This is a genomic window from Serinicoccus shuyuelongi (genome assembly GCF_045032955.1).
Classification (GTDB): Bacteria; Actinomycetota; Actinomycetes; order Actinomycetales; family Dermatophilaceae; genus Ornithinicoccus.
The window spans coordinates 73,186-96,042 of the sequence record NZ_JBJFZU010000004.1 but is presented as its reverse complement, the minus strand read 5'-3'; the positions used below and the strand labels follow the sequence as shown (position 1 = coordinate 96,042).

Annotated in this window: 23 protein-coding genes; 12 read left to right on the top strand and 11 right to left on the bottom strand. The window is 72.7% G+C overall.

The window, feature by feature from the left end; genetic code table 11:
- Nucleotides 1-35: 35 nt before the first annotated feature.
- The 5 genes from ACI3EY_RS06760 to ACI3EY_RS06740 all read right to left on the bottom strand — a co-directional run bounded on the left by ACI3EY_RS06760 (nucleotide 36) and on the right by ACI3EY_RS06740 (nucleotide 4,542).
- Nucleotides 36-1,334, bottom strand: coding sequence for a Dyp-type peroxidase (locus ACI3EY_RS06760; protein WP_405039867.1), 1,299 nt, complete (start codon nucleotides 1,332-1,334; stop codon nucleotides 36-38).
- Nucleotides 1,331-1,936 carry a copper chaperone PCu(A)C gene (locus ACI3EY_RS06755; protein WP_405039866.1) on the bottom strand — a complete coding sequence of 202 codons (606 nt, stop codon included), beginning with the start codon at nucleotides 1,934-1,936 and terminating at the stop codon, nucleotides 1,331-1,333. Before ACI3EY_RS06755 ends, ACI3EY_RS06760 begins: the two co-directional genes overlap by 4 nt.
- A gap of 45 nt (nucleotides 1,937-1,981) precedes the next feature.
- On the bottom strand, nucleotides 1,982-2,590 hold the full coding sequence (locus ACI3EY_RS06750; RefSeq protein WP_405039865.1) for a copper resistance CopC family protein: 609 nt from the start codon (nucleotides 2,588-2,590) through the stop codon (nucleotides 1,982-1,984).
- A 108-nt stretch (nucleotides 2,591-2,698) separates the two neighbouring features.
- On the bottom strand, nucleotides 2,699-3,286 hold the full coding sequence (locus ACI3EY_RS06745) for a hypothetical protein (protein ID WP_405039864.1): 588 nt from the start codon (nucleotides 3,284-3,286) through the stop codon (nucleotides 2,699-2,701).
- Between the two features lie 119 nt (nucleotides 3,287-3,405).
- Nucleotides 3,406-4,542, bottom strand: a complete 1,137-nt coding sequence (locus tag ACI3EY_RS06740) for a hypothetical protein (protein WP_405039863.1) — start codon at nucleotides 4,540-4,542, stop codon at nucleotides 3,406-3,408.
- A gap of 190 nt (nucleotides 4,543-4,732) precedes the next feature.
- On the opposite strand from ACI3EY_RS06740, the gene ACI3EY_RS06735 reads away from it, so the two are divergent.
- From ACI3EY_RS06735 to ACI3EY_RS06725, 3 genes are all read left to right on the top strand, one after another.
- Nucleotides 4,733-5,434 (top strand): TetR/AcrR family transcriptional regulator C-terminal domain-containing protein, encoded by a 702-nt coding sequence (locus ACI3EY_RS06735; protein WP_405039862.1) that lies wholly within the window; start codon nucleotides 4,733-4,735, stop codon nucleotides 5,432-5,434.
- Between the two features lie 104 nt (nucleotides 5,435-5,538).
- Nucleotides 5,539-7,746 (top strand): catalase, encoded by a 2,208-nt coding sequence (locus tag ACI3EY_RS06730; protein ID WP_405039861.1) that lies wholly within the window; start codon nucleotides 5,539-5,541, stop codon nucleotides 7,744-7,746.
- A gap of 22 nt (nucleotides 7,747-7,768) precedes the next feature.
- Entirely contained in the window at nucleotides 7,769-8,284 is a 516-nt protein-coding gene (locus ACI3EY_RS06725; RefSeq protein ID WP_405037117.1) for a hypothetical protein, read from the top strand.
- Here the strand turns inward: ACI3EY_RS06725 and ACI3EY_RS06720 are convergent.
- From ACI3EY_RS06720 to ACI3EY_RS06710, 3 genes are read right to left on the bottom strand one after another with little or no spacing between them, the layout of a single operon-like run.
- Nucleotides 8,270-8,800: an NUDIX hydrolase gene (locus tag ACI3EY_RS06720; protein WP_405037118.1), complete on the bottom strand. Its 531-nt coding sequence runs from the start codon at nucleotides 8,798-8,800 to the stop codon at nucleotides 8,270-8,272. The two genes, ACI3EY_RS06725 and ACI3EY_RS06720, sit on opposite strands and share 15 nt — an antisense overlap.
- A gap of 5 nt (nucleotides 8,801-8,805) precedes the next feature.
- Nucleotides 8,806-9,471: a LysE family translocator gene (locus tag ACI3EY_RS06715; RefSeq protein WP_405039860.1), complete on the bottom strand. Its 666-nt coding sequence runs from the start codon at nucleotides 9,469-9,471 to the stop codon at nucleotides 8,806-8,808.
- On the bottom strand, nucleotides 9,468-10,043 hold the full coding sequence (locus ACI3EY_RS06710) for a CGNR zinc finger domain-containing protein (protein WP_405039859.1): 576 nt from the start codon (nucleotides 10,041-10,043) through the stop codon (nucleotides 9,468-9,470). The genes ACI3EY_RS06715 and ACI3EY_RS06710 overlap by 4 nt, the downstream gene beginning before the upstream one ends.
- A 181-nt stretch (nucleotides 10,044-10,224) precedes the next feature.
- Here ACI3EY_RS06710 and thrS point away from each other — a divergent pair, with 181 nt between their 5' ends.
- Together thrS and ACI3EY_RS06700 are read left to right on the top strand one after the other, a co-directional pair.
- On the top strand, nucleotides 10,225-12,210 hold the full coding sequence (gene thrS / locus ACI3EY_RS06705; RefSeq protein WP_405039858.1) for a threonine--tRNA ligase: 1,986 nt from the start codon (nucleotides 10,225-10,227) through the stop codon (nucleotides 12,208-12,210).
- A gap of 17 nt (nucleotides 12,211-12,227) precedes the next feature.
- Nucleotides 12,228-12,710, top strand: coding sequence for a hypothetical protein (locus ACI3EY_RS06700; RefSeq protein WP_405039857.1), 483 nt, complete (start codon nucleotides 12,228-12,230; stop codon nucleotides 12,708-12,710).
- A gap of 30 nt (nucleotides 12,711-12,740) precedes the next feature.
- Here the strand turns inward: ACI3EY_RS06700 and ACI3EY_RS06695 are convergent, their stop codons facing one another.
- Nucleotides 12,741-14,105, bottom strand: coding sequence for a nitroreductase/quinone reductase family protein (locus ACI3EY_RS06695; RefSeq protein ID WP_405039856.1), 1,365 nt, complete (start codon nucleotides 14,103-14,105; stop codon nucleotides 12,741-12,743).
- 58 nt (nucleotides 14,106-14,163) lie between these two features.
- Here ACI3EY_RS06695 and ACI3EY_RS06690 point away from each other — a divergent pair, with 58 nt between their 5' ends.
- Together ACI3EY_RS06690 and pdxS are read left to right on the top strand one after the other, a co-directional pair.
- The gene (locus ACI3EY_RS06690; RefSeq protein WP_405037124.1) at nucleotides 14,164-14,718 is read left to right on the top strand and encodes an HIT family protein; all 555 of its coding nucleotides are present in this window, start codon (nucleotides 14,164-14,166) and stop codon (nucleotides 14,716-14,718) included.
- A 91-nt stretch (nucleotides 14,719-14,809) separates the two neighbouring features.
- A complete protein-coding gene (gene pdxS, locus ACI3EY_RS06685) occupies nucleotides 14,810-15,709 on the top strand; it encodes a pyridoxal 5'-phosphate synthase lyase subunit PdxS (RefSeq protein ID WP_405037125.1) in 900 nt (299 codons plus the stop codon).
- A 14-nt stretch (nucleotides 15,710-15,723) separates the two neighbouring features.
- Here the strand turns inward: pdxS and ACI3EY_RS06680 are convergent, their stop codons facing one another.
- A complete protein-coding gene (locus tag ACI3EY_RS06680; RefSeq protein WP_405037126.1) occupies nucleotides 15,724-16,248 on the bottom strand; it encodes a GNAT family N-acetyltransferase in 525 nt (174 codons plus the stop codon).
- Between the two features lie 29 nt (nucleotides 16,249-16,277).
- Between ACI3EY_RS06680 and pdxT the strand changes: the two genes are divergently transcribed.
- Entirely contained in the window at nucleotides 16,278-16,877 is a 600-nt protein-coding gene (gene pdxT / locus ACI3EY_RS06675) for a pyridoxal 5'-phosphate synthase glutaminase subunit PdxT (protein WP_405037127.1), read from the top strand.
- Here pdxT and ACI3EY_RS06670 read toward each other — a convergent pair.
- On the bottom strand, nucleotides 16,865-19,156 hold the full coding sequence (locus ACI3EY_RS06670) for a cell wall-binding repeat-containing protein (RefSeq protein WP_405039855.1): 2,292 nt from the start codon (nucleotides 19,154-19,156) through the stop codon (nucleotides 16,865-16,867). The two genes, pdxT and ACI3EY_RS06670, sit on opposite strands and share 13 nt — an antisense overlap.
- 275 nt (nucleotides 19,157-19,431) lie before the next feature.
- Here ACI3EY_RS06670 and ACI3EY_RS06665 point away from each other — a divergent pair, with 275 nt between their 5' ends.
- The 4 genes from ACI3EY_RS06665 to ruvB all read left to right on the top strand — a co-directional run bounded on the left by ACI3EY_RS06665 (nucleotide 19,432) and on the right by ruvB (nucleotide 22,746).
- Nucleotides 19,432-20,199 (top strand): YebC/PmpR family DNA-binding transcriptional regulator, encoded by a 768-nt coding sequence (locus tag ACI3EY_RS06665; RefSeq protein WP_405037129.1) that lies wholly within the window; start codon nucleotides 19,432-19,434, stop codon nucleotides 20,197-20,199.
- A gap of 149 nt (nucleotides 20,200-20,348) precedes the next feature.
- A complete protein-coding gene (ruvC, locus tag ACI3EY_RS06660) occupies nucleotides 20,349-21,002 on the top strand; it encodes a crossover junction endodeoxyribonuclease RuvC (protein WP_405037130.1) in 654 nt (217 codons plus the stop codon).
- On the top strand, nucleotides 20,999-21,604 hold the full coding sequence (ruvA, locus tag ACI3EY_RS06655) for a Holliday junction branch migration protein RuvA (RefSeq protein ID WP_405039854.1): 606 nt from the start codon (nucleotides 20,999-21,001) through the stop codon (nucleotides 21,602-21,604). Before ruvC ends, ruvA begins: the two co-directional genes overlap by 4 nt.
- Nucleotides 21,601-22,746 (top strand): Holliday junction branch migration DNA helicase RuvB, encoded by a 1,146-nt coding sequence (gene ruvB, locus ACI3EY_RS06650; protein ID WP_405039853.1) that lies wholly within the window; start codon nucleotides 21,601-21,603, stop codon nucleotides 22,744-22,746. The genes ruvA and ruvB overlap by 4 nt, the downstream gene beginning before the upstream one ends.
- Nucleotides 22,747-22,857 lie beyond the last annotated feature (111 nt).

Sequence of the window (22,857 nt, the reverse complement as noted above, 5' to 3'; positions counted from 1 at the left end):
CAGCTCCTTGCTGAGAGGGGATGAGGGGGAGGGGCTCAGGCCAGCAGGGCAGCGCCGAGATAGGACTGCGGTGCGCACCCGGGCAGGACGGCGAAGACCGCCGACCCGACCGGGGTGGTCCACTGGTTGAGCAGGTCCAGCTCGTCGAGACGACGCTGGATCGGAACGAACTGGGCGTCGACGTCGGCCTGGAAGGTGATGAAGACGAGGCCGGAGTTGGACGTCCGGCCCTCCTCGGGGGCCTCGTCGAAGTTGTACGGCCGGCGCAGGAAGCGTTGTCGTCCGTCATCGCTGCGGGCGCGCCGGATGTGCGCGAACGTCTCGATGACCGGGAAGCCGAGGTCGGTGACCGCCTCCAGGTCCGGCTCGTCGTGCTCCTGCTCGCCGGTCAACGGTGCACCGTTGTACAGCCGACGTCCGATGGTGATCTCACGGGCGGGGCGATCGACCTCGTCCCAGGTGTCCAGCTCCATCCGGATCCGTCGCACCACCATGGCGGTCCCGTCGACCGACCAGGCAGGGGCCGGGCCGAACCAGGCCTGCGACTGCTCCCCGATCCAGACGAGAGGGTCGTCGGCGGGCATCACCAGGTTGCGGGTGCCATCCACCTGGCCCATCAGGTTGCGCACCGACCCACCACCGGTGGCAGCAGCCTCCTCGGACGTCTGCTCCCGGCGGCGGAAGCCCCGTTGGGTCCAGCGCACCGAGGCGAACGACCTCACCTCGCGGCTGAGGATGCGGGCGGCGTGCGCGGTGGTGATGGGGTCGTCGGCGCAGATCTGCAGCACCACGTCACCCCCGCTCCACCGCTCCTCGAGGTCGTCCACGGCGAAGGAGGGCAGCGGTCCCAACCAGCCGGGCCGCTGGTCGCTGCGCCCGGCCAGGTCGAAGAACCGGCGTCCGACCCCGACCGTCACGGTGAGGCGGGCGGGGGAGAGGGCGAGCTCGGGCTCGGTGTCGGTGAGGGCCGGCTCACCAGAGGTGAGGCGGCCGATGTCGTCGGTGAGGATGCGCATCATCCGGACCAGGGCCGGACGGTCCACGTCCTCGGACAGGTCGAGGGCGACGAGGGTGAGGTGGTCCTGCGGCACGGTGGTGACGCCGGCCTGCCGACGCCCGTGGAAGGGGACGACTGTCGGCTTCTCGTCAGGGGTCGTCACCGGCTCGCTCTCGGCGGCCCACGCGCGGCCCGCCACGACACCGACGGCTGCCCCGGAGAGGCCGACGGCGGAAGCGCCGAGCAGCTCGCGCCGCGACACCCCGCCCCGCCGGGCCGGAGTCGGGGACTCCGGCCCGGCGGACCCACCGTCCACCGGAGGGTGGTCAGCGGTCACGGTGCGTCGGTCTCCAGGTCCGCGTCCATGTCCATCTCCGTGCCGGACCCGGTCTCCATGTCCATGTCGCCCATGTCCATGTCGCCGTCGTACTCCTCCTCGGCACCGTCGAAGCTGCGCGCCGGTGCGTCGAAGGTGAACCGGGAACCGTCGTCCATGGTCAACGTGATGCTGATGTCCTGGCCGGGCTGGACGGGCTCGTTCAGCTCCATCAGCATCAGGTGGTCACCGCCGGGGTTCAGCTCCGCCTCCCCGCCGGCGGGGATGACGATGCCGTCCTCCTTCTCCCGCATGACCATCTGTCCGGCGTCACCGGAGGTCATCTCGTGCAGCTCCATGGCGGAGGAGACGCCGGTGTCGGCGCCGACGATGGTGACGTCCTCGTCCCCGGGGTTGGTGATCGTGCCGAAGGCGGCGGTCATCCCCTCGTCGGCGGCCTTGACCCACGGGTCGGTGATGCTCACCTCCGACTCCCCGTCGGTGGAGACGGTGCCGGCTGCGGAGGTGTCCTCCTCAACCGAGCCGCAGGCGGCCAGCAGAAGGAGGGAGGTGAGGCTTGCGGCGAGGGCAGGGGTCGACGAACGTGCAGCGGTCGTGCTCATGGTGTGTCCTTGTCTGCGGCCCGGGGCCGCACCAGTGTGTGTGCGTCAGGCGCGGCGGCGTCGCAGCACGACCCCGCCGATGCCCAGGAGGGCGAGCGCCACGGCTCCCGCCCCCATCGCGATGTGTTCCCCGTGCCCACCCAGCACCTCGTGGTCGCCACCGTGGTCGGTGGTCGTCGACCCCGAGGTGGGATCCTCCGCCTCGTCCCCGGTCGTCGCGCCGGCCGGTGTCGACTGCTCGTCGTCACCGACGCCGAACGAGAAGCGACCGGCGATGGGGTGCCCGTCGGCGGAGACGACGCGCCAGGTGACGACGTAGGAGCCGTCGGGCAGGTCGTCCTCCACGTCCGCGGTGACCAGGGTCCCGTCCACCACCGGCTCTGGGGACGCGATCTGCGTCCCGTCGGCCCCGGCGATGATCACCTGGGGCGAGATGTCCTGGATCTCACCGCTGAAGGTGAGCTCGATCTCGGGTGGTGGAACCGCCAGCACCTCACCGTCCGCGGGCGAGGAGGACACCAGCACGTCGTGGGCCTGGGCCGGGGCAGCGCCCAGCACCGCCAGCACCAGGGCCAGCACCAGGGCTGACGCTCGTGCCCGGCGCCGGACGACGTGCGGGCGCGACGGCCCGGAGGGACGGATGGCAGCGGTCATGGACTGCTCCGATGGAGAGGATGGGCAAGGACCCGGGAAGGGTCCCGTCAGGGGGGTATGCCGTCGCCCGGTGGGGGACGGCGCAGGCCGACCCTGCGGGCCGAGTGCTCAGCGGGCAGGTGTCGGAGACGTGAGCGACAGGGAGCGCGCCGGTGGTCCGCGGTCGGGATGACCGAGCTGCGGCCGGGAGACGAGGAAGGGGGCCGGGTGCGGGCTGACCACGTAGGCGCGGGGGGTGGCCGGGAGCACGGGGTCGCCGAGTCCGGGCAGCAGCACGTCGAGGACCGAGCGGACCGCCGCGGCCAGGGCGTGCACGGCGGCGTCGGCCTGGCGGACCAGGACGAGCGTGACCAGGGTGGCCACCCCGTGCGCCACGACCATCGAGGGGCCGGTGTGGTGCGCGGCGTGCGCGGCGCCGGCGGCCGCCCCACCGGTGGCGAAGAGGACGTGCAGCAGGCCCTGTGCGAGGCCGAGGACGGTGAGCAGCTCCAGGCTGCGCCACCGTCGGTCGCTCCACCACCAGCACAGCGGGGTCACGACGGCGGCGACCACGGCCATGGCCCACCAGGACCCGGCGGCGCCACCGGCGAGGACGTGCGAGGTCAGGGCGACCACCAGGGTCAGGGCCGAGACGACGGCGGCACGGGCCCCGCGCATACCCCGGACGGGGACCGTCACCCCGTCCGCTCCGCCCACGGGCCGCAGGCTACACACGGATCCTGACAGCACGCCGGACGGCCCGCCCCCTCGGGGACGGGCCGTCCGGTGGCCGGCGACGGTGCACCGGCGGGTGCTGCCCAGGCGACGAGAGAAGGTCAGCGCCGGGTCCGCACCTCCCCGTCCGTGGAACGACCCACGACCAGCCGGGACCCGAAGAGCGAGGCGAACGCGGTTACCGCGAGGCCCAGCAGCAGGCCGACGAACACCCAGGCTGCGGCCCGGGCGCTGGCCGAGGCGGCGTCGTCGACGGTCTGGCGTGCGTCGGCGATGACCTGGTCGATCTGGGCGCGGCCGTCCTCGAGCGCCGTCTGCGCGTTCTGCAGCTGCTCCTGAGCGGTCTCGGTGGCCTCGGTGAGGGCCTGCTCGGTGGAGTCCACGGCGTCCTCGGCCTCCTGCCCGGTGAGGTCGGTGTTCTCCTCGACCGACTGCGCGATGGCGTCCCGGTCGACGGCCTCGGAGATGGTGGTGGCCCGCTCCTCCAGGGAGGTGCCGAGCTCCTCGAGCGCCGTGTCCGCCTGCTCCGGGTCGGTGAGGATCGTCGTCCCGACGTCCTGCACGTCGCCCAGGGCTGCATCGAGCTGCCCCTGCAGGTAGTCAGGCTGCAGCTCCTCCACCCCGGTGCCCTCCAGGATCTCCTGGGTCTGCTCGTCCAGGCCGCTGAGGTCGGCGCCCTCGAGCTGACCCGAGACCCCGTCCACCGCGCTCTGGATGCCGTCGCCGGCCAGGTCCGTGACCGAGGCGGCACCGCTGCCGACGACGCTGGCGGTGCTGCCGACGACAGAGCCGATGGCGCCGAAGACGCTGGAGGTCAGCACGCCCAGCATGACCACGACCGCCAGCAGGCCGGTGGCCCAGGTGACGACGCCGTGCATGAAGCCGCCCCGGATGCTGAGGACGCCGGTGACGAAACCGGCCGCGGCGAGCGAGACCAGCAGGGTGAGAACGCCCCAGATGGCGAGCCCGGTGCCGACCCCGGCCAGGGGCTGGTCGGAGGTGGCCTCGACCTGTCCGAGCCCGACGGCGGCGCCGACGAAGGAGAAGGTCACCAGCAGGGCGAGGAAGGTGACGACCCCGGCCAGCACGGCACCCCAGGAGATGCCCCCGGCCGTGTCGTGGGTGTCGGCGCCCAGGAAGGTCGCACGCCAGGACGGGGTCGCCGGCTCAGGCCGGGCGGGCCGTCCTCGCTCCGTCCGGGTGGTGACGACCTCGTCGTCGGAGAGGTGCTTGGTCATGGTGGTGTCGCTTTCTCGAGCAGGGTCGGGGCCGTGGGCGGGCACAGGTGTCACGTCATTTGCGGCCCGGCGGAGACCGGCGGTTTAACGGCGTAAAGCCGCTCGTTTAACAGTGTAAGAGATGCTGTTGCCGAGGGGCGACCGGAAGGCGCGCACTAGGATGGTGATCCAGGTCACCCCAGGAGGTCCCATGCCCGACCAGTCCGCCGCGAGACGCGAACCGCTGACCCTGGACGAGGTGGTCACGCACGCGTTGGCGATCATCGACGAGCACGGCAGCTCGGGCTTGAGCATGCGCAAGCTGGGGGCCTCCCTGGGGGTCGAGGGCATGGCCCTCTACCACCACGTCAGCGGGCGAGCAGACCTGCTCGAGGCGGTGGTGGACCGGGTGCTGGACGGCCTGATCGAGGACCTCCACCCACAGCTGGTCCGCACCTGGCAGGGCTACCTCCAGGCCCTGGCGCACGCCATCCGGGAGCGGGCGTTGAGCCATCCCAAGGCCTTCCCCCTGGTCGCCACCCACCACCCTGCCGCCCCCTGGCTGCGACCCCCGCTGCGTGACCTGTCCCTGGTGGAGCACTTCCTCAGCACGGTCACCCGCCACGGCTTCAGCACCGAGCAGGCGGTAGCCGCGTACCAGCTCTACAGCTCCTTCCTGCTCGGGCACCTGCTGCTGGAGTGCGCCGAGCTGGGCGCGGCCACCGCGCCCGACGACGAGCCCGTGGACGAGGGTGGCGCCGACATCCCTCAGGACGACGGCCGGATCGACATCGAGGAGTTCCCGACCGTGGCTGCGCTCCGCCCGGAGCTGAGCCAGCACACCACCCAGGCCCAGTTCGAGGACGGGTTGGAGAACCTCATCGACCGCCTCGAGATGAGCATCAGCCAGTAGCGGGGAGCCGGCGTGGCCATCCGGCTCGCGGTCCACGGTGCGCGGACCTAGCGTCGAACGGGTGCACACCACGTGCACCGCAGGTCACCGCCAGAGAGGCTCTCATGCCGAAGCGCACGTCCCCCCAGATCCCCGGAGCACCCGCCAGCCGTCCGCCGGAGCGGGAGGAGCCGACCACCCCGCAGCCGATGCCGTCGCCCAAGCCGGACCAGGCCGGACCCGCGCGCGTCACCCCGACCGGAGCCCCGACCGACCTGCCTCCAGCGGCGGTGGCCCAGCAGGGGGAGTTCCTGACCACCTCGACCGGCGCCCGGCTCCAGGACACCGACCACTCGCTCAAGGCCGGACGTCGGGGACCGGTCCTGCTGCAGGACCACCACCTGCGGGAGAAGATCACCCACTTCGACCACGAGCGGATCCCGGAGCGGGTGGTGCACGCACGCGGTGCCGGGGCGCATGGCGTCTTCGTGGCCAACGGCGCCGGCGAAGGGGTATGCCGGGCCGGCTTCCTGCGCAAGGGCGTCGAGACCCCCGTCTTCACCCGGTTCTCCACCGTGCTCGGCTCCCGCGGGTCCGCGGACACCGTCCGCGACACCCGGGGCTTCGCGGTGAAGTTCTACACCGGGGAGGGCACCTTCGACCTGGTCGGCAACAACATCCCGGTGTTCTTCATCCAGGACGGCATCAAGTTCCCGGACGTGATCCACGCGGCCAAGCCGCACCCGGACCGGGAGATCCCGCAGGCACAGAGTGCGCACGACACCTTCTGGGACTTCGTCTCGCTGCACACCGAGGCGCAGGCGCACACCATGTGGAACATGTCCGACCGGGGCATCCCGCGGTCGTACCGCACGATGGAGGGCTTCGGGGTGCACACCTTCCGCCTGGTGAACGCTGCCGAGCAGACCGCCCTGGTGAAGTTCCACTGGAAGCCACGCCAGGGTGTGCACTCCCTGGTGTGGGAGGAGGCCCAGCTGGCGGCCGGACTGGACCCGGACTTCCACCGCCGCGACCTCGCCGACGCCATCGAGGCCGGCGCCCACCCGCAGTGGGACCTGGGCGTGCAGGTCTTCCCGGACACCGAGGACGAGATGTTCGAGGGCATCGACCTGCTCGACCCGACCAAGTTCGTCCCCGAGGAGCTGGCACCCGTCCAGGTCATCGGCACCCTCATGCTGACGGCCAACCCGTCGAACTACTTCGCCGAGACCGAGCAGGTGGCGTTCCACGTCGGCAACCTGGTCCCCGGCGTCGACGTGACGAACGACCCGTTGTTGCAGGTGCGTCTGTTCTCCTACATCGACACCCAGCTCACCCGGCTGGGCGGACCGAACTACAACCAGCTGCCCATCAACCGGCCGCATGCACCGGTGAACGACATGCTGCGCGACGGACAGCACCAGAGCGCGGTGCACCAGGGCGTCGCGCCCTACCGGCCGAACACGCTGGACGGCGGCTGTCCCTTCCACGCCGGGGCCGGGGACGCCGCCTTCGTCGACATCCCCGTCCCGGTGCCGGCCTCCCGCAAGGTGCGCGAGGTGCCGGCCGACTTCGAGGACCACTTCAGCCAGGCCGCGCTGTTCTTCCACTCGCTGACACCGGTGGAGCAGGACCACGTGATCGGCGCCTACACCTTCGAGCTCGGCCGGTGCTGGAGCACCGAGATCCGGGAGCGACAGCTGCGGGCGCTGGCCAACATCGACACCGAGCTGTGCGCCGCCGTGGCCAAGGGGCTCGGCCTCGTCCCTCCCGAGCCCAGCCTGGAGGTCGCCCGGGACGAACCCAGCCCTGCCCTGTCCCAGGTGGGCGGCAGCTGGCCGGTGGCCGGACGTCAGGTGGCGCTGGTGGTGGACGAGACCGCGGACGCCTCGATCGTCGAAGAGGTGCGGACGACCCTGTCCGCCGCCGGCGTCGTGCCGCTGGTGCACGCACCCTCGGGGGGCACCGTCGCGGACGGCACCGTGGTGCAGCGCACCTACGCCACCGCCAACTCCACCGAGGTGGATGCGGTGGTGCTGGTCTGCGCCGCCGCACCCGGACCGGACGCCCTGCCGTCCCTGGACGCCAAGGCCGGAGCCGGCGACCGGCTCGCGGTCGACCCCCGTATCGCCAAGATGGTCGGTGAGGCCTGGCGGCACTGCAAGACCGTGGCCGCGGTGGGCGAGGGCGGACCGACGCTACGCGCCCTCGGTGTCCCGGCCGAGGCCCCCGGTGTCGTCACCGGCGACAGCGGGAGCGCCGTGGCCGCGACGGTGCTGGAGTTGCTCGCCGAGCACCGGGCCTGGCACCGCTTCGCGACGGCCGCGGACTGAGGTGGCGGCGCCCGGAAGGCAGGTGGACGACCTGCCCGAGCGGTCCCTGCTGCAGATCTACCTGGAGGACCACCTGACCGGTGCCACCGCCGCGGAGCAGCGCCTCGCGATGATGCGCGACAGCTACGGCGAGGACGGCCTGCCGGTGGCGGCCGAGGTCACCCGGTTGTGGCAGGAGGTGAGCGAGGACCGGGACCGGCTGCTCGGGGTGATCGCCACGCTGGGCCTGCACCGGCACGGGCCGAAGCTGCTGCTGGCCCGGACCGGTGAGCTGGTCGGTCGTCTCAAGCTCAACGGCCGGCTGCGGCGGCGCTCCCCGTTGACCCCGCTGCTGGAGCTGGAGCTGGTCCAGGCGGGGATCAGCGGCAAGACGGGTCTGTGGCGTTCGCTGACCGTGCACGCCGAGGCGCTCGGTCTCGACGCCGAGGAGTTCCGGGGCCTGGAGGAGCGTGCGGAGCGCCAGCTGGACCTGGTGGTCAGCGCCCACCGGAGGCTCACCCGAGAGGCGTTCCGGGAGCACCGCTCAGCCGAGGGCTGAGCGGTGCTCGGCCGCACGGCGGGGCACCTCACGCAGCGCACGTCCGACCCAGGCGAGCACCTCGGCGGTGACCGGTCGGTCCGCCATCCCCGCGAGGTCGAGCCAGACCATGCCCTCGCGGGTGTCCACGGCGGGCCGACCGTCGGTGTCGGGCTCCCAGCCGGGACCGGGCACCGCGAAGTAGATGAGGTCGATGTGCTGGTGCGGCGGGTCGTCGGAGATGTCCTCGACCTGGACCCCCTCGGGGCGCAGCAGCTGCCGTGGGGACCCGGGGGAGTCGTGGGTGATCCCGCGGTCGCCGACCAGGCGGACGTCCAGGCCGGTCTCCTCGAGGGTCTCCCGGTATGCCGCGTCGTCGGGCAGCTCGTGCGGCTCGATGTGGCCGCCGGGCGGCAGCCAGAGACCCACCTTGGGATGGGGGTGCAGCAGCACCCGGTCCTCGTGCACCACGAAGACGGCCACCGTGAAGTGCTTGCTGATCCCGTCCGGCGGTTCGCGGTCCTGCACCACACCCATACCGGTCAGCCTAGGTGGGGGGAGGTCAGGGTGCCGCGCACCCGGGCCGACGAGAGGTCCGCGAGCGCCGGCAGCGCCAGCCAGGCACCCAGCGCGAGCAGGATCGACCCCGTGGCCCGGTCCCACAGCCGCCGGACGTGGGGAACCCGCAGGGCGTCCGCCAGCCGGGCGCCGATGACGACGACCACCGCCCACGGCAGGAACCCGAAGAGGATGTCTACCACCCCCAGCAGCAGTACCTGGCCCGCGACCCCGTGGTCGGGCGAGATGAACTGGGGCAGCACGCTGACGAAGAAGAGCAATGCCTTGGGGTTGAACAGGTTGGTGAGCAGACCGGCGAGGAACGGGCCCCCGTGCCGCCCCTCGGCGTCGGTCTGCCCGCGGGAGCGCACGAGCCGTCCGCCGAGGTAGGCCAGGTAGAACCCGCCGGCGAGGCGGATGAGGGTCAGCGACTCGGGACTCCGCGCCAGCACCACCGACAGCCCGGTGGCAGCGAGGAGCATGTGCACGCCGAGGCCTGTCTGTGCCCCGACCGCGGCCAGCAGACCGTGCCTCCAGCTCCGGCCGGCGGACCGCAGGATGATGACCAGGTCGGGCCCGGGCACCAGGTACGCCAGCGTCATCACCAGCAGGAACGGCCACCACCGGATGGCCTCGAGGAGGTCGCTCATGAGCCGTCCAGCACCGTGGTGGCCCTGCGGTGCCGGTGCCGGTCGACCCTGGCTCGGTTGCCGCACCCGGCGCTGCACCAGCGTTGGTTGGGGCGGGAGCGGTGGAAGAACTGCCCGCACCCGGGGGCGCGGCACAACGCCAGGTTGGTGAGGTCGTCCCGAGCCAGCAGGTCGACCGCGGCGGCGGCCAGCACCCCACGCAGCCGGGTGAACGGGCTTCCGCCGGCCGGGACCGCGACGGCCAGGCCGACGCTCTCCAGATGTCGGGTGGTGGACGACTCGCGCACGGTGCCGTTCACCCGGGAGACCGCATCCTCCGGGAGATCGGCACCCTGGAGGGCGGCGTGCAGCAGCGCGAGCACGTCGTCGCGCAGCGACCGGACGGCGGCCAGGTCCTGCTCGCCGGGGGCCGGACACCAGGGGAGGGGGTGCGGCGCCGCCTCCCGCCACGACGCGAAGCTCTCCGCGTCCGGCAGCAGGTCCACCATCGCCCCGCCGGACTCCTGCACGGTGTTGGCCAGGTCCAGGGCGAGGTGGTCCCCGAGCCAGGTCCAGGTGGTGGTCGTCGTCATTCGGTCAGCCTGGCACCGCAACGCCATGATGCGCAAAAAGCATTACAGACGCCTGCTCCTCGAGTTCGCAGCCACGACGACGCCGCCGGAAACCGGTGCCACCCGGGGAGGACCGGCGGGTAGGGTTCACCTGATGCCACGCGGGCCCGCGTGACACGCCCAGTTCTCGAGGAGACCCACCGTGACCAGCCAGATCACCGTCAGTGTCGCAGGCAGCGAGCGAGCGGTCGATCAGGGCACCACGGCCGGCGACCTCTTTGCCGACGACCGCGCCGTGGTCGTCGGCCGGGTCGGTGGCGAGCTGCGCGACCTGACCCATCCGCTGGCCGACGGTGACGTCGTCGAGCCGGTCCTGGTCAGTGAGCCCGACGGGCTCGACGTGCTGCGGCACTCCTGCGCGCACGTGTTGGCCCAGGCGGTGCAGGAGACCTTCCCGGACGCGAAGCTGGGGATCGGACCGCCCATCCGGGACGGGTTCTACTACGACTTCGACGTCGCCGAGCCGTTCACCCCCGATGACCTGAAGCGCCTGGAGAAGGCGATGCAGAAGATCATCAACACCGGCCAGACCTTCGCCCGGCGCGAGGTGGACGACGACGCAGCCCGGGCCGAGCTGGCCGGCGAGCCCTACAAGCTGGAGCTCATCGGCCTCAAGGGTGGGGCGGCGGGGGACGCCGCCGACGGTGCCGCCGTCGAGGTGGGAGGCTCCCAGCTGACCATCTACGACAACGTCGACCGCAGCGGCGAGGTGGTCTGGGGCGACCTGTGCCGCGGCCCGCACCTGCCGAGCACCAAGATCATCGGCAACGCCTTCAAGCTCATGCGCAGCGCTGCTGCGTACTGGCGCGGCAGCGAGAAGAACCCGCAGCTGCAGCGGGTCTACGGCACCGCCTGGCCGGACAAGGCCGAGCTGAAGGCATACCTGGACCGGCTCGCCGAGGCCGAGAAGCGGGACCACCGCCGGCTCGGCGCCGAGATGGACCTCTACTCCTTCCCCGAGGTGCTGGGGGCGGGGCTGCCGCTCTTCCACCCCAAGGGTGGCGTGCTCAAGCGGGTCATGGAGGACTACGCCCGGCAGCGGCACATCGACGAGGGCTTCCAGTACGTGGGCACCCCGCACGTGTCCAAGGAGGCGCTCTTCCACACCTCCGGGCACCTGCCGTACTACGAGGACACCATGTTCCCGGCGATGGAGGAGGACGGGCAGCGCTACTTCCTCAAGGCGATGAACTGCCCCATGCACAACCTCATCTACTCCTCCCAGCAGCGCTCCTACCGGGACCTGCCGCTGCGCCTCTTCGAGTTCGGCCACGTCTACCGCTACGAGAAGTCCGGTGTGGTGCACGGGCTGACCCGGGTCCGTGGGCTGGAGATGGACGACTCGCACTCCTACGTCACCAAGGAGCAGGCGCCCGGCGAGATCAAGCACCTGCTGGACTTCGTGCTTAGCCTGCTGCGCGACTTCGGCCTGGACGACTTCTACCTGGAGCTGTCCACCCGGGACGAGACCGGGGCGAAGAAGGACAAGTTCATCGGCTCCGACGAGCAGTGGGCCGAGGCGACCGCGGTGCTGGAGCAGGTCGCGACCGAGTCCGGTCTGGAGCTGGTCGCCGACCCCGGCGGCGCCGCGTTCTACGGACCGAAGATCTCCGTGCAGGCTCGGGACGCCATCGGCCGCACCTGGCAGATGTCCACCGTCCAGTACGACTTCAACCAGCCGGAGCGCTTCGGGCTGGAGTACCAGGCGGCGGACGGGACCCGGCAGCAGCCGGTGATGATCCACTCCGCCAAGTTCGGCTCCATCGAACGCTTCATCGGCGTCCTCGTCGAGCACTACGCCGGGCAGTTCCCGCCCTGGCTCGCCCCGGTCCAGGTGCTGGGGGTGCCGGTCGCGGAGGACTTCGACGACTACCTCGGCGAGGTGGCCGCACGGCTGCGCGCTCAGGGGGTCCGGGTGGAGGTCGACACCTCCGACGACCGCTTCCCCAAGAAGATCCGCAACGCGAGCAGGTCGAAGGCGCCGTTCATCCTCATCGCCGGTGGCGAGGACCGGGACGCGGGCGCCGTGTCCTTCCGGTTCCGCGACGGCTCGCAGGAGAACGCGGTGCCCGTCGACCAGGCGGTCGAGCGGATCGTGGCCGCCATCCGCGACCGGGTCCAGGTCTAGGACCGGACGGAGCGGGTATGCCCTCTCTCGGCGATCTCGCCGCCGGGGTGCGGGTGCGCCCGCTCACCGGGGCGGAGGCATACCTGCTGGGTGCCCTGCACCTGCAGGGCCGGCGACAGGCGGGGGCGGGGCCCGCGCCGGGCACCCCCGGCCACGTCCAGCGGGTCGCGGAACGATGGTCCGAGCACGGCGAGAGCCTGCCGGCCTGGGTGGCCGAGCACGAGGAGCAGCACGTCGGGATGGCGATCGCGCGGGTCGCCGCCCTGCCGGGCAGCGACGAGCACCCCCGGCTGATCCACCTGTCGGCCACCGCCGAGCCGGAGCAGCTCGCCGACGCGGTCTGCCTCGCGCTGGTGCGCGCCGTCGTCGACTGGGCCCGCGGCACCGGCGCCGCCCGGATCGATGTCGCCGACGACGTGGTGGTGCCCGGGCTGGTCCTCGACGCAGCACGGGCCGACGTGCGCACTGCGCGACGGGTCAGCCTGCCGACACGCGCCTGAGCGTGTCGCCGACCGGCCCGGGCGGCGTGCTCAGGCCGTGGTGAGCGGCTCCAGCAGGAACACCGGGATCTGCCGCTCGGTGTTCTCCTGGTACTCGGCGTAGCTGGGGAAGGCGGCGACGCACCGCTCCCACCAGGCGTCCCGCTCCGGGCCGTCCTCCAGCAGCCGGGCCCGCAGCGCGTGCTGGCTGGTGCCGTCGTGGACCAGCACGTCGGCGTGCTTGACCAGGTTGTGGAACCACGCGGGGTGCTCCGGGGCGCCACCCTTGCTGGCCACCGCGGCATACGCACCCTCGTGCTCCACCCGCATCAGCGGTACTCGGCGCAGCATCCCGCTGCGCGCGCCCCGCATGGTGATGACCATGATCGGGCGGTCCTGGATGGTGGCGGCCCGGGTGTCACCGGCCGCGTCGATCGCGCGCAGCTGGTCGGCCACCCACGTCGACTTCTCCGGCAGGTATGCCGCCGGGTCGCCGATCGCCGCGTCGCTGAGGTCGTGTCGTGCCTGGGAGTCGTCCATGTGGTCGTAACGGCGGGACATCCGCGGCTGTTCCACCTCCGCGCCGGAGGACACCCGCTGCACCCGGCCGGCGAGGTACCGCGCGATGGTCGCCTCGACGTCGGGGACGCCGCGGTACCCGGGGAAGGGGTTGACGTCGATCACCACCGGTCCGTCGGCGCCCGGAAGAAGGTCCACCCCGCACAGCGGCAGACCGCAGACGTCGGCCACCCGCAGCGCGAGCCGCGTCGTGTCCAGGTCCGGCTCGAAGGTTTCACCGCCGGTGACGTGCCCGCCCCGTAGCGGGGACGGCTTCAGCAGTCCGCTGACCTGGTCGCCGATGACGTACAGCTTGCGGTCCAGGCCGTCGTTGGGGATGAACGCCTCCACCGTGAAGGGCCCCTCGAAGGGCGCCGTGCCCGGCAACGCGTGCGCGGTCCCGCTCACCACCTCTGCGCCCCGGCCACGGCCCCGGACCGTCCGCTTCACCACCACCGCTGCGGGGGCCACGGCGGCGGCCTGGAGCACCGCCTGCCAGCTGAGCGCCGGGACGGAGGCCGGCACCGCCAGGCCGGCACCGGTCAGCCGGGCCACCAGGGTCTCGTGGTGGGCGACGGTGCGCAGGGCCTCCGGATGGTTCACGCAGTCGGCGCCGGAGTCCAGCAGCGTCCGGACCAGGTCGAGCGCCCGACGGTCCAGGCCGCGGTGCACCAGCAGGTCGCCCGGTCCGACCCCACCCCCGGGACCGGAGAGCCGGGCAGCCACGTCCTCCTCGTGCGGCAGCAGCACCCGGTGCGCCACCCCCAGGTCGTCGAGCTGCGCGAGCACCCCGGGGAAGACCGAGGACGGCCGTGGGGGCTTGCCCAGCAGGAAGATGATCCGTGGCGGGTCCGTCATCGGTGTCTCGCTCCTCGGGGCGGGACCCCAGCCTAGCCGCGCACCTAGACTGGCGGCCATGACTGAGGAGTCCGGCGACCTGCCCGGTGCGGAGAGCTTCGCGGGAGCACCCGACGGTTTCGAGAGGCTGTGGACGCCGCACCGGATGGCCTACGTCCGTGGGGAACGGCCCAGCAAGGACGCCGGTGACGGGTGCCCGTTCTGCGCGGCCCCCGGGGAGCCGGAGGAGGAGAGCCTGGTCGTGGCCCGCGGCGAGCACTGCTACGTCGTGCTCAACCTGTTCCCGTACAACCCGGGGCACCTGCTGGTCTGCCCGTACCGGCACGTGCCGCTGTACCTCGACCTCACCGACGAGGAGGTCACCGAGTTCACCGCGCTGACCCGGACGGCGCTGCGGGCCCTGGGTGCGGCCAGCAACCCGGCCGGGTTCAACCTGGGCATGAACCAGGGGGACGTGGCCGGCGCCGGGGTGGCCGCGCACCTGCACCAGCACATCGTGCCGCGGTGGATGGGGGACGCGAACTTCCTGCCCATCGTCGGCCGGACGAAGGCGCTCCCGCAGCTGCTCGACGACGTCCGTCACCAGCTGGTGGCGGCCTGGCCGGACGCCTGACCAGCACCGCGCGAGCGGATGCGTGAGGGCGCCGGGGCAGCGCGTAGCATCAGCCACACCCCAGCCCTACGCACCACCGAGGAAGCCCGGCATGTCGCAGCCCCACACCCAGAACACCGGAACCACCCGCGTCAAGCGCGGCATGGCGGACATGCTCAAGGGGGGCGTGATCATGGACGTCGTCACCGCCGAGCAGGCGAAGATCGCCGAGGACGCCGGTGCGGTGGCGGTGATGGCGCTGGAGCGGGTGCCGGCGGACATCCGCGCCCAGGGCGGGGTGTCGCGGATGAGCGACCCGGACATGATCCAGAGCATCATCGACGCGGTCTCCATCCCGGTGATGGCCAAGGCCCGGATCGGCCACTTCGTCGAGGCGCAGGTGCTGCAGAGCCTCGGGGTCGACTACGTCGACGAGTCCGAGGTGCTGACCCCGGCCGACTACACCAACCACATCGACAAGTGGGCCTTCACGGTGCCCTTCGTCTGCGGCGCGACCAACCTGGGGGAGGCGCTGCGCCGGATCACCGAGGGCGCGGCGATGATCCGTTCCAAGGGGGAGGCCGGCACCGGGGACGTCTCCAACGCCACCACCCACATGCGCTCCATCCGCGGCGAGATCAGCAAGCTCAGCTCGATGGCCCCGGACGAGCTGTACGTCGCGGCCAAGGAGCTGCAGGCCCCCTACGACCTCGTCAAGGAGGTCGCCGAGGCCGGGAAGCTCCCGGTCGTCCTCTTCACCGCGGGCGGCATCGCCACCCCGGCCGACGCGGCCATGATGATGCAGCTCGGCGCCGAGGGCGTCTTCGTCGGCTCCGGCATCTTCAAGGCCGGCAACCCGGCCCAGCGTGCCGCGGCGATCGTCAAGGCCACCACCTTCCACGACGACCCGGGCACCATCGCCGAGGTCTCCCGCGGCCTGGGCGAGGCCATGGTCGGCATCAACGTCGACGACATCCCGGTGCCGCACCGGCTGGCCGAGCGCGGCTGGTGACCGGACGCCACCGCTCAGGCGGTGGCGGGCTCGACCAGCAGCAGCTGGGGGCCGTCCTGAGGGTCCAGCCAGCCGGGCTGCAGGGTGCCGGCCTCGCGCCACCCCGCCCGTCGGTACACCTGCAGCGCGCGGGCGTGCTCGGGGACCACGTCGAGGCAGCACACCCGGCCGTGGTCACGGGCCCAGGTCTGCGCCTCGCGCAGCAGGTCGGTCCCGATGCCGCGGGACCACAGCTCGTGGTCGACGAAGAGGGCACTGACGCAGACGAGGTCGGCCACCGGTCGGTCGGCGACCGCGGCCCACAGCGGACCGGCCGGGTCGGCGGCGTCCACCCGGGTCAGCGACAGGTGGCCGACCGGGCGGCCGTCGAGCTCGGCGGTCCATGCCCGCAGCTCCCCGGAGCGGACCACGAACTCCGCCACCGGGGCCGGCCGGGGCCACACGTAGGGATAGCCGGAGTGCGGCTGCTGGGCGGCCAGCACCCGCGTCAGCGCAGGAAGGTCCTCGTCCCGGCGGGGACGCAGCAGGTGCTCGGTCACGGGCACATCGTAGGCAGGAAGGAGACGTGGTGAGCAGCACGCAGATCGGGGTCCTGGCGGTCCAGGGCGACGTGCGGGAGCACCTGGCCGCGTTGGCGGGCTCGGGTGCCGACGGTCGGCCGGTGCGTCGCCCCGGCGAGCTGGAGGACCTGGACGGGCTCGTCATCCCGGGCGGGGAGTCCACCACCATCGACCGGTTGTGCCGGATCTTCGGGCTGCACGAGCCCATCCGCGCACTGATCGCCTCCGGGCTGCCGGTGTACGGGTCGTGCGCCGGGATGATCCAGCTCGCCGACGAGATCCTGGACGGGCACCCGGAGCAGCAGAGCTTCGGCGGGATCGACATGACGGTGCGGCGCAACGCCTTCGGCCGGCAGGTGGACAGCTTCGAGGTCGACCTGGCGGTGACCGGGCTGGCCGATCCCGACCGGCCCTTCCCCGCCGTCTTCATCCGGGCGCCCTGGGTGGAGCGGCTGGGGGAGTCGGTGGAGGTGCTGGCCCGGGTCGAGGGGCACCCGGTGGCCGTCCGGCAGGGCACCCTGCTGGCCACCAGCTTCCACCCGGAGGTCACCGGCGACCACCGCCTGCACGCGCTGTTCGTCGAGCAGGCGGCCGCCTACCGCAGGTAGTCGCCCAGGGTCCGCAGGACGGTGTCCGGGATCGCCCCGGTGCCACCGACGACATACATCTGCGAGGGCCTCAGGTGCCGTAGCGCCTGACCGGTGCCGCCGTGCACCCGGTCACCGGGCGTCAGCACGATCGGTGCGTCGCTGCGCCCGGCCAGGGCGGCCCCGGCCAGCGCGTCCGGGAAGTCCGAGCCCAGGGCCACCACCGCGGGGTCGGTGTCGCGCGGGAAGGTCGCGGCCACCTCCTGGGCGGTGTCGTAGCGGGAGGTCCCCGAGAGCCGGCGGCTCCCCTGGGTGGCGAGGCCCGCGGCCTGGCGCTCGGCCGCGGCGGAGACCGCCTCGGTGCCACCGATCACCACCACCTCCCGCGGGCGGAGCCGTCGCAGGGCCTCCACGGTGGCGCCGGGCAGCTCGCCCTGGCGGGTCAGCAGCAGCGGCACCCCCTGGCCGTTGGCGACCGCCGCGCCCGAGAGAGCGTCCGGGAAGTCCTGACCGCTGGTCAGCACCACCCGGGCGACCCCGGCGGGGTAGTAGCCGGACAGCGCGGCCGCGGTGCCGTAACGGTCCGTCCCGGCGACCCGGTCGACGACGCCGCTGCGGGCATACCCGCGCAGGGCGGTGCGCACGTCGGCCTGGACCGCGTCGTCACCGCCGACGATCACCAGGCGGTTCGGCCGTAGCGTGCTGAGTGCCTGCGCGGTGGCGCCGGGGATCCCGTCCGGGCGGACGAGGACCACCGGGGCGTCGTAGGTGCCCGCGCGGGCGGAGGCGGCGAGGGCGTCCGGGTAGGTCATCCCGGAGACGACGTAGACGACCTCCAGGCCGCTGGGCCACTGGGTGGCGACCCGGGCGGCGGTGCCGTAGCGGTCGGTGCCGGCCAGCCGGACCGGACCGTCCGGTGCCGGGTCCTCCGCGGGTGTGCCGAAGGTGAAGTAGTCCGAGGACAGCCCGGTGCTCCAGGTGGGCCAGTAGCGCGACTGCATCAGGCCGTTGCCGGTGGCGTGCGCGTAGGTGTAGCGACCGTCGCTGGTGAAGCCCTCCACCCGGGCGGTGAGCACCCGGCCGCCCCAGCTGCCGACCCCGTCCCGGGTGAGCACCTGGACCCGCTCGACCCGGTGGATGCCGTACCGCTGCTGCAGCGCGCTGACCGGCAGCTGGGCGTTCCACCGGTGACGCGGGTTGGCGGCGGTGCTGTCGTAGGGGTCGACCTGGGCGCGGAGGTAGTCGTGCCCGTTGCCGGAGGCGATGGTCTGCCCACCGGTGGAGGCCGAGTACATCGTGGTCGCCAGCCGGCGGCCGTTCGGGAAGCCGAAGGTCAGCACCTTGCCGGCGGTGGCGTCCACCGCGCTGGTGTTCGGGCCGTACTCGTAGCTGGTGATGGTGCCGTCGGTGTTGCGCTGGCCGCGACCGCGGTAGGCCTGGCACCAGGTGGTGTCGCAGATGTCGTAGGACGAGGCGCTCTGGCTGCGCTCGGCGTAGGTGCGGGCCGCGACGGCCTGCGCACCGAGCGCCTCGGGGTGGAAGCTGGGGCCCATCTCGGCGGCCACCACCGAGCGCAGGTACTGCTGCATCGGCAGGTGGTTGACGGTGGTCAGCGTCGCGCTGCCGGTATGGGTGGCGGTCACCGCACCCCGGTAGACCCGCTGGCTGCCGCCGGGCAGCCGCAGGTCGACGGTGCCCTCGCCGGGTGAGCTGAAGGTGATCGGGCACCGGCGGGAGAGTCCCGAGGGCCAGTGGGCCGACCAGCTGCTGCCGTTGTAGCCCTCCAGGACGCAGGAGGTGGCCGCGGACCCGGTGGCCCGGACGCGCCACTGGCTGCGGCCCTCCGGGAGCGCGTAGGTCGTGCCGCCCGGGGCCGCTCCCACCCGCAGCCCGGTGCGGTGCGAGACCTGGGTGGTGCCGTCGTTGTCGATGGTGATGCCGACCCGCAGGGTGCGGTTCGGACGGGTCTCGACGCGCGTTCCAGGGTAGTAGAAGGCGAGGATCTGCTCGTGCGTGCGGCCCTGCAGCCCGGCGCCGTGCGCTCCCCACTGGGACATCCCGATCCGGTGCCCGAACCCGCCGCCGGTGACCCGGTAGATCCCGTCCGCCGGGACCGGGTATGCCTCCGCTCCCGGCTGCGGCGCGGGGAGGCCGGTGGCGTCGGTCACCACGACCTCCTCGCCCAGCTCCTCCAGGCTCTGGGCGGGCGGGGCGGCCTCGGTGGTCTGGGTGAAGGGGACCTGCGCCTCGTCGGCCTCGGGGGACAACGGCTGGGCTGCGACCGGAAGCCCGGAGGTCACCCCGAGAACGGCAAGAAGAATGGCAGCAAGAAAGCGGCGTCGCACGATGGGCTCCAGAAGAAGAATGGGTCGAGGGGACGGCTCGACAGGCATATCGTATGTGGCTATTGGTCAAGGTGGGGTAAAAGAGGTTCGGGGCCCGGGGGAGGGGCGCGGTAGCCTGGGCCGACCTGGCCGGCGACCCGGCCCCGCAGGGCCTGTGCGGTGCCGCGAGGGCCGGACACCCGTGACGTGCGGCGCCGCGGCGCCACCGAGACGACGAAGGTAGGACATCGATGAGCGGTCACTCCAAGTGGGCGACGACGAAGCACAAGAAGGCGGCGATCGACGCCAAGCGCGCGAAGCTGTTCGCGAAGCTGATCAAGAACATCGAGGTCGCGGCCCGCACGGGGGGCGGGGACATGGCCGGGAACCCGACGCTCTTCGACGCGGTCCAGAAGGCGAAGAAGAGCTCGGTGCCCAACGACAACATCGACCGTGCGGTCAAGCGCGGCTCGGGTGCCGAGGCCGGCGGCGCCAGCTACGAGGCGCTGGTCTACGAGGGGTATGCCCCGGGCGGGGTCGCCCTCTACATCGAGTGCCTGACCGACAACAAGAACCGGGCCGTGATGGAGGTCCGCACCGCGCTCAGCCGCAACGGCGGGTCGATGGCGGACAGCGGGTCGGTGGCCTACCTCTTCGAGCGCAAGGGGCAGGTGGTCGTCCCCAAGGAGCAGGAGGGTGGCCAGGCCACCGAGGACTCGCTGCTGGAGACGGTGCTGGAGTCCGGGGCCGACGCGGTCGAGGACCTGGGCGACTCCTTCGAGATCCTCTCCGAGGCCGGTGACGTGGTCGCGGTCCGCACCGCCCTGCAGGGCGCCGGTGTCGACTACGACTCCGCCGAGGTGACCTTCGTGCCGAGCATGCAGGTGCCGCTGGACGCCGACGGGGCGCGCAAGGTGATCCGCGTCGTGGACGCGCTCGAGGACTGCGACGACGTGCAGAACGTCTACTCCAACGCCGACATCTCGGACGAGGTGCTGGCCGAGCTCGACGAGGACTGACACGACGGGACGCCCGGTCCGGCACGACGGGACGCCCGGTGCGGGTGGGTGCGTGTCGCGCCGGGGCCGGGCGGGCTCCGGTGGGTAGCGTGAGGTCCGAACATCTGTCCGACGACCGTCCATCACCTGCCGCCCGGGAGGAACGACCCATGCGCGTGCTCGGCGTCGACCCCGGCCTGACCCGGTGCGGTCTCGGTGTCGTCGAGGGGCTGCCGGGTCGGCGACTGCGGCTGATCGAGGTGGGTGTCGTGCGCACCCCCTCCACGGACGAGCCGCAGGAGCGGCTGCTCACCCTGCAGACCGAGATCGACGAGTGGATCGCCCGGACCCGTCCGGACGCGGTCGCGGTCGAGCGGGTCTTCGCCAGCACCAGGAACAGCAGCATCATGGGCGTCGCCCAGGCCTCTGCGGTCCCGATGCTCGCGGCCGCCCGGCTGGGGCTGAGCCTGGCGATGCACACCCCCTCGGAGGTGAAGGCCGCCGTCACCGGGAACGGCCGCGCCGACAAGGGCCAGGTGACCAGGATGGTGACGCGCATCCTGGCGCTGGAGGAGGCGCCCCGCCCCGCCGATGCCGCCGACGCCCTGGCGCTGGCCATCTGCCACCTGTGGCGGGGCGGTGCCGAGGCCCTGCTCGAGGGCGCGGCCGGGTCCTCGAACCGCATCCAGGAGGCGGAGCAGGAGGCAGCCCGGGCCGCCCCCAACCGGCTGGCCCAGCTGCACGCGCAGCACCGCACCGCGGCCCGCTCCGCCCTCTCCCGCGCCAGTCGCACCACCACCACCCCCAGGAGGACCAGCCCGTGATCGCCTCTGTCCGCGGACCGGTCCGCCACGTCGGCCTCGACCACCTCGTCGTCGAGGTCGGTGGGGTCGGGCTGCTGCTGCACACCACCCCCGCCACCGCCGCGGACGCCCGGGTCGGCCAGGACGTGACCCTGGAGTCGACGCTGGTGGTGCGGGAGGAGTCGTTGACGCTCTACGGGTTCGCCGACACCGCCGCCAAGGCGCTCTTCGAGCAGCTGCAGACGGTCAGCGGGGTGGGGCCACGGCTGGCGATGGCGATGCTGGCCGTGCACACCCCCGACGCGGTGCGCAGCGCCCTGGCGCACGGCGACCTGGTGGCCCTGACCAAGGTGCCCGGCATCGGCCGCAAGTCGGCCGAACGGCTCGTCCTCGAGCTCAAGGACAAGATCCTGGCGGTGGGCCTTGACCCGACCGCCCCCGGCACCTCCAGCACCGGGACGTCCGGCTCCGACGCGGTCACCGGGCAGGTCCGTGACGCGCTGCAGGGCCTGGGCTGGACGACGAAGCAGGCCGACACGGCCCTGGCCGCCGTCGCCGAGGACGGTGCGCCGACCGACGTCGCCGCGCTGCTCCGGGCGACGCTGCGGGAGCTCGGCCGGTGACCCCGTACGAGGACGGCTCCAGCGAGGTCGACCTGCCGGAGGAGACGCCCGGGCGGGTGGTGGACCCGGCCGGCACCGACGACGAGCGGCGCATCGAGGCGGCCCTGCGGCCGCGCCGGCTGGCGGAGTTTCCGGGACAGCATCGGGTGCGGGACCAGCTCGGGCTGGTGCTGGAGGCGGCCCGTCGCCGGGGCGCCCCGCCGGACCACGTGCTGCTCTCCGGCCCGCCCGGTCTGGGGAAGACCACCCTGGCGATGATCATCGCCGGTGAGCTGGAGCAGCCCATCCGGATCACCAGCGGCCCGGCGATCCAGCACGCGGGAGACCTCGCGGCGGTGCTCTCCTCGCTGGTCGAGGGGGAGGTGCTGTTCCTGGACGAGATCCACCGGATGTCCCGACCCGCCGAGGAGATGCTCTACCTGGCGATGGAGGACTTCCGGGTGGACGTGATCGTCGGCAAGGGGCCGGGTGCCACCGCGATCCCGCTGGAGCTGCCCCCGTTCACCGTGGTCGGGGCCACCACCCGGGCAGGCCTGCTGCCCGCGCCGCTGCGGGACCGTTTCGGCTTCACCGGGCACCTCGACTACTACGCGACGGCCGACCTGGTGACGATCCTGCACCGCAACGCCGAGCTGCTGGAGATCGCGGCCGACGAGCCGGGGATCGTGCAGATCGCGAGCCGGTCCCGGGGGACGCCACGGATCGCCAACCGGCTGCTCCGGCGGGTGCGCGACTGGGCCCAGGTGCACGGCCAGAACATCGTCGACGAACCGGCCGCCCGTCAGGCCCTGGCGCTCTTCGACGTCGACCAGCTGGGTCTGGACCGCCTCGACCGGGCGGTGCTGGAGGCGCTGTGTACCCGTTTCGGTGGCGGCCCGGTGGGGCTGTCCACGCTGGCGGTGGCCGTCGGCGAGGAGCCGGACACGGTGGAGACCGTCGCCGAGCCGTACCTGGTCCGCGAGGGCTTCATGATCCGGACCCCACGGGGGCGTGCGGCCAGCCCGGCCGCGTGGCAGCACCTCGGGTTGACCCCGCCGCGGGGTGTCGTGGACCCGACGGGTGGGGGCGCCGGGGTGCCCGGCTCCGGGAGCACCCGGCTGGGTCCCGACGACGACGGAGGCACCCTGCCCTTCGGCGGGTGAGCTGCGACACGGGAGGCCACCTCTTTGGTGGCCCCGGGGGACTCACCTAGACTGCCCCGGGTGCCTGCGTGCGAGTCCGAGCGCGCTGAGGTGACCCGGCGCCGGGACCGG

What these genes read in the sequence shown, in the direction of transcription:
- ACI3EY_RS06750 (WP_405039865.1), bottom strand. Translation starts at nt 2,590, where the DNA reads ATGACCGCTGCCATCCGTCCCTCCGGGCCGTCGCGCCCGCACGTCGTC.
- ACI3EY_RS06695 (WP_405039856.1), bottom strand. Translation starts at nt 14,105, where the DNA reads ATGACGGACCCGCCACGGATCATCTTCCTGCTGGGCAAGCCCCCACGG.
- ACI3EY_RS06700 (WP_405039857.1), top strand. Translation starts at nt 12,228, where the DNA reads ATGCCCTCTCTCGGCGATCTCGCCGCCGGGGTGCGGGTGCGCCCGCTC.
- ACI3EY_RS06720 (WP_405037118.1), bottom strand. Translation starts at nt 8,800, where the DNA reads ATGGGTGTGGTGCAGGACCGCGAACCGCCGGACGGGATCAGCAAGCAC.
- ACI3EY_RS06735 (WP_405039862.1), top strand. Translation starts at nt 4,733, where the DNA reads ATGCCCGACCAGTCCGCCGCGAGACGCGAACCGCTGACCCTGGACGAG.
- pdxS (WP_405037125.1), top strand. Translation starts at nt 14,810, where the DNA reads ATGTCGCAGCCCCACACCCAGAACACCGGAACCACCCGCGTCAAGCGC.
- ACI3EY_RS06710 (WP_405039859.1), bottom strand. Translation starts at nt 10,043, where the DNA reads ATGACGACGACCACCACCTGGACCTGGCTCGGGGACCACCTCGCCCTG.
- ACI3EY_RS06755 (WP_405039866.1), bottom strand. Translation starts at nt 1,936, where the DNA reads ATGAGCACGACCGCTGCACGTTCGTCGACCCCTGCCCTCGCCGCAAGC.
- ACI3EY_RS06665 (WP_405037129.1), top strand. Translation starts at nt 19,432, where the DNA reads ATGAGCGGTCACTCCAAGTGGGCGACGACGAAGCACAAGAAGGCGGCG.
- ACI3EY_RS06730 (WP_405039861.1), top strand. Translation starts at nt 5,539, where the DNA reads ATGCCGAAGCGCACGTCCCCCCAGATCCCCGGAGCACCCGCCAGCCGT.
- ruvC (WP_405037130.1), top strand. Translation starts at nt 20,349, where the DNA reads ATGCGCGTGCTCGGCGTCGACCCCGGCCTGACCCGGTGCGGTCTCGGT.
- ACI3EY_RS06690 (WP_405037124.1), top strand. Translation starts at nt 14,164, where the DNA reads ATGACTGAGGAGTCCGGCGACCTGCCCGGTGCGGAGAGCTTCGCGGGA.
- ACI3EY_RS06715 (WP_405039860.1), bottom strand. Translation starts at nt 9,471, where the DNA reads ATGAGCGACCTCCTCGAGGCCATCCGGTGGTGGCCGTTCCTGCTGGTG.
- ACI3EY_RS06740 (WP_405039863.1), bottom strand. Translation starts at nt 4,542, where the DNA reads ATGACCAAGCACCTCTCCGACGACGAGGTCGTCACCACCCGGACGGAG.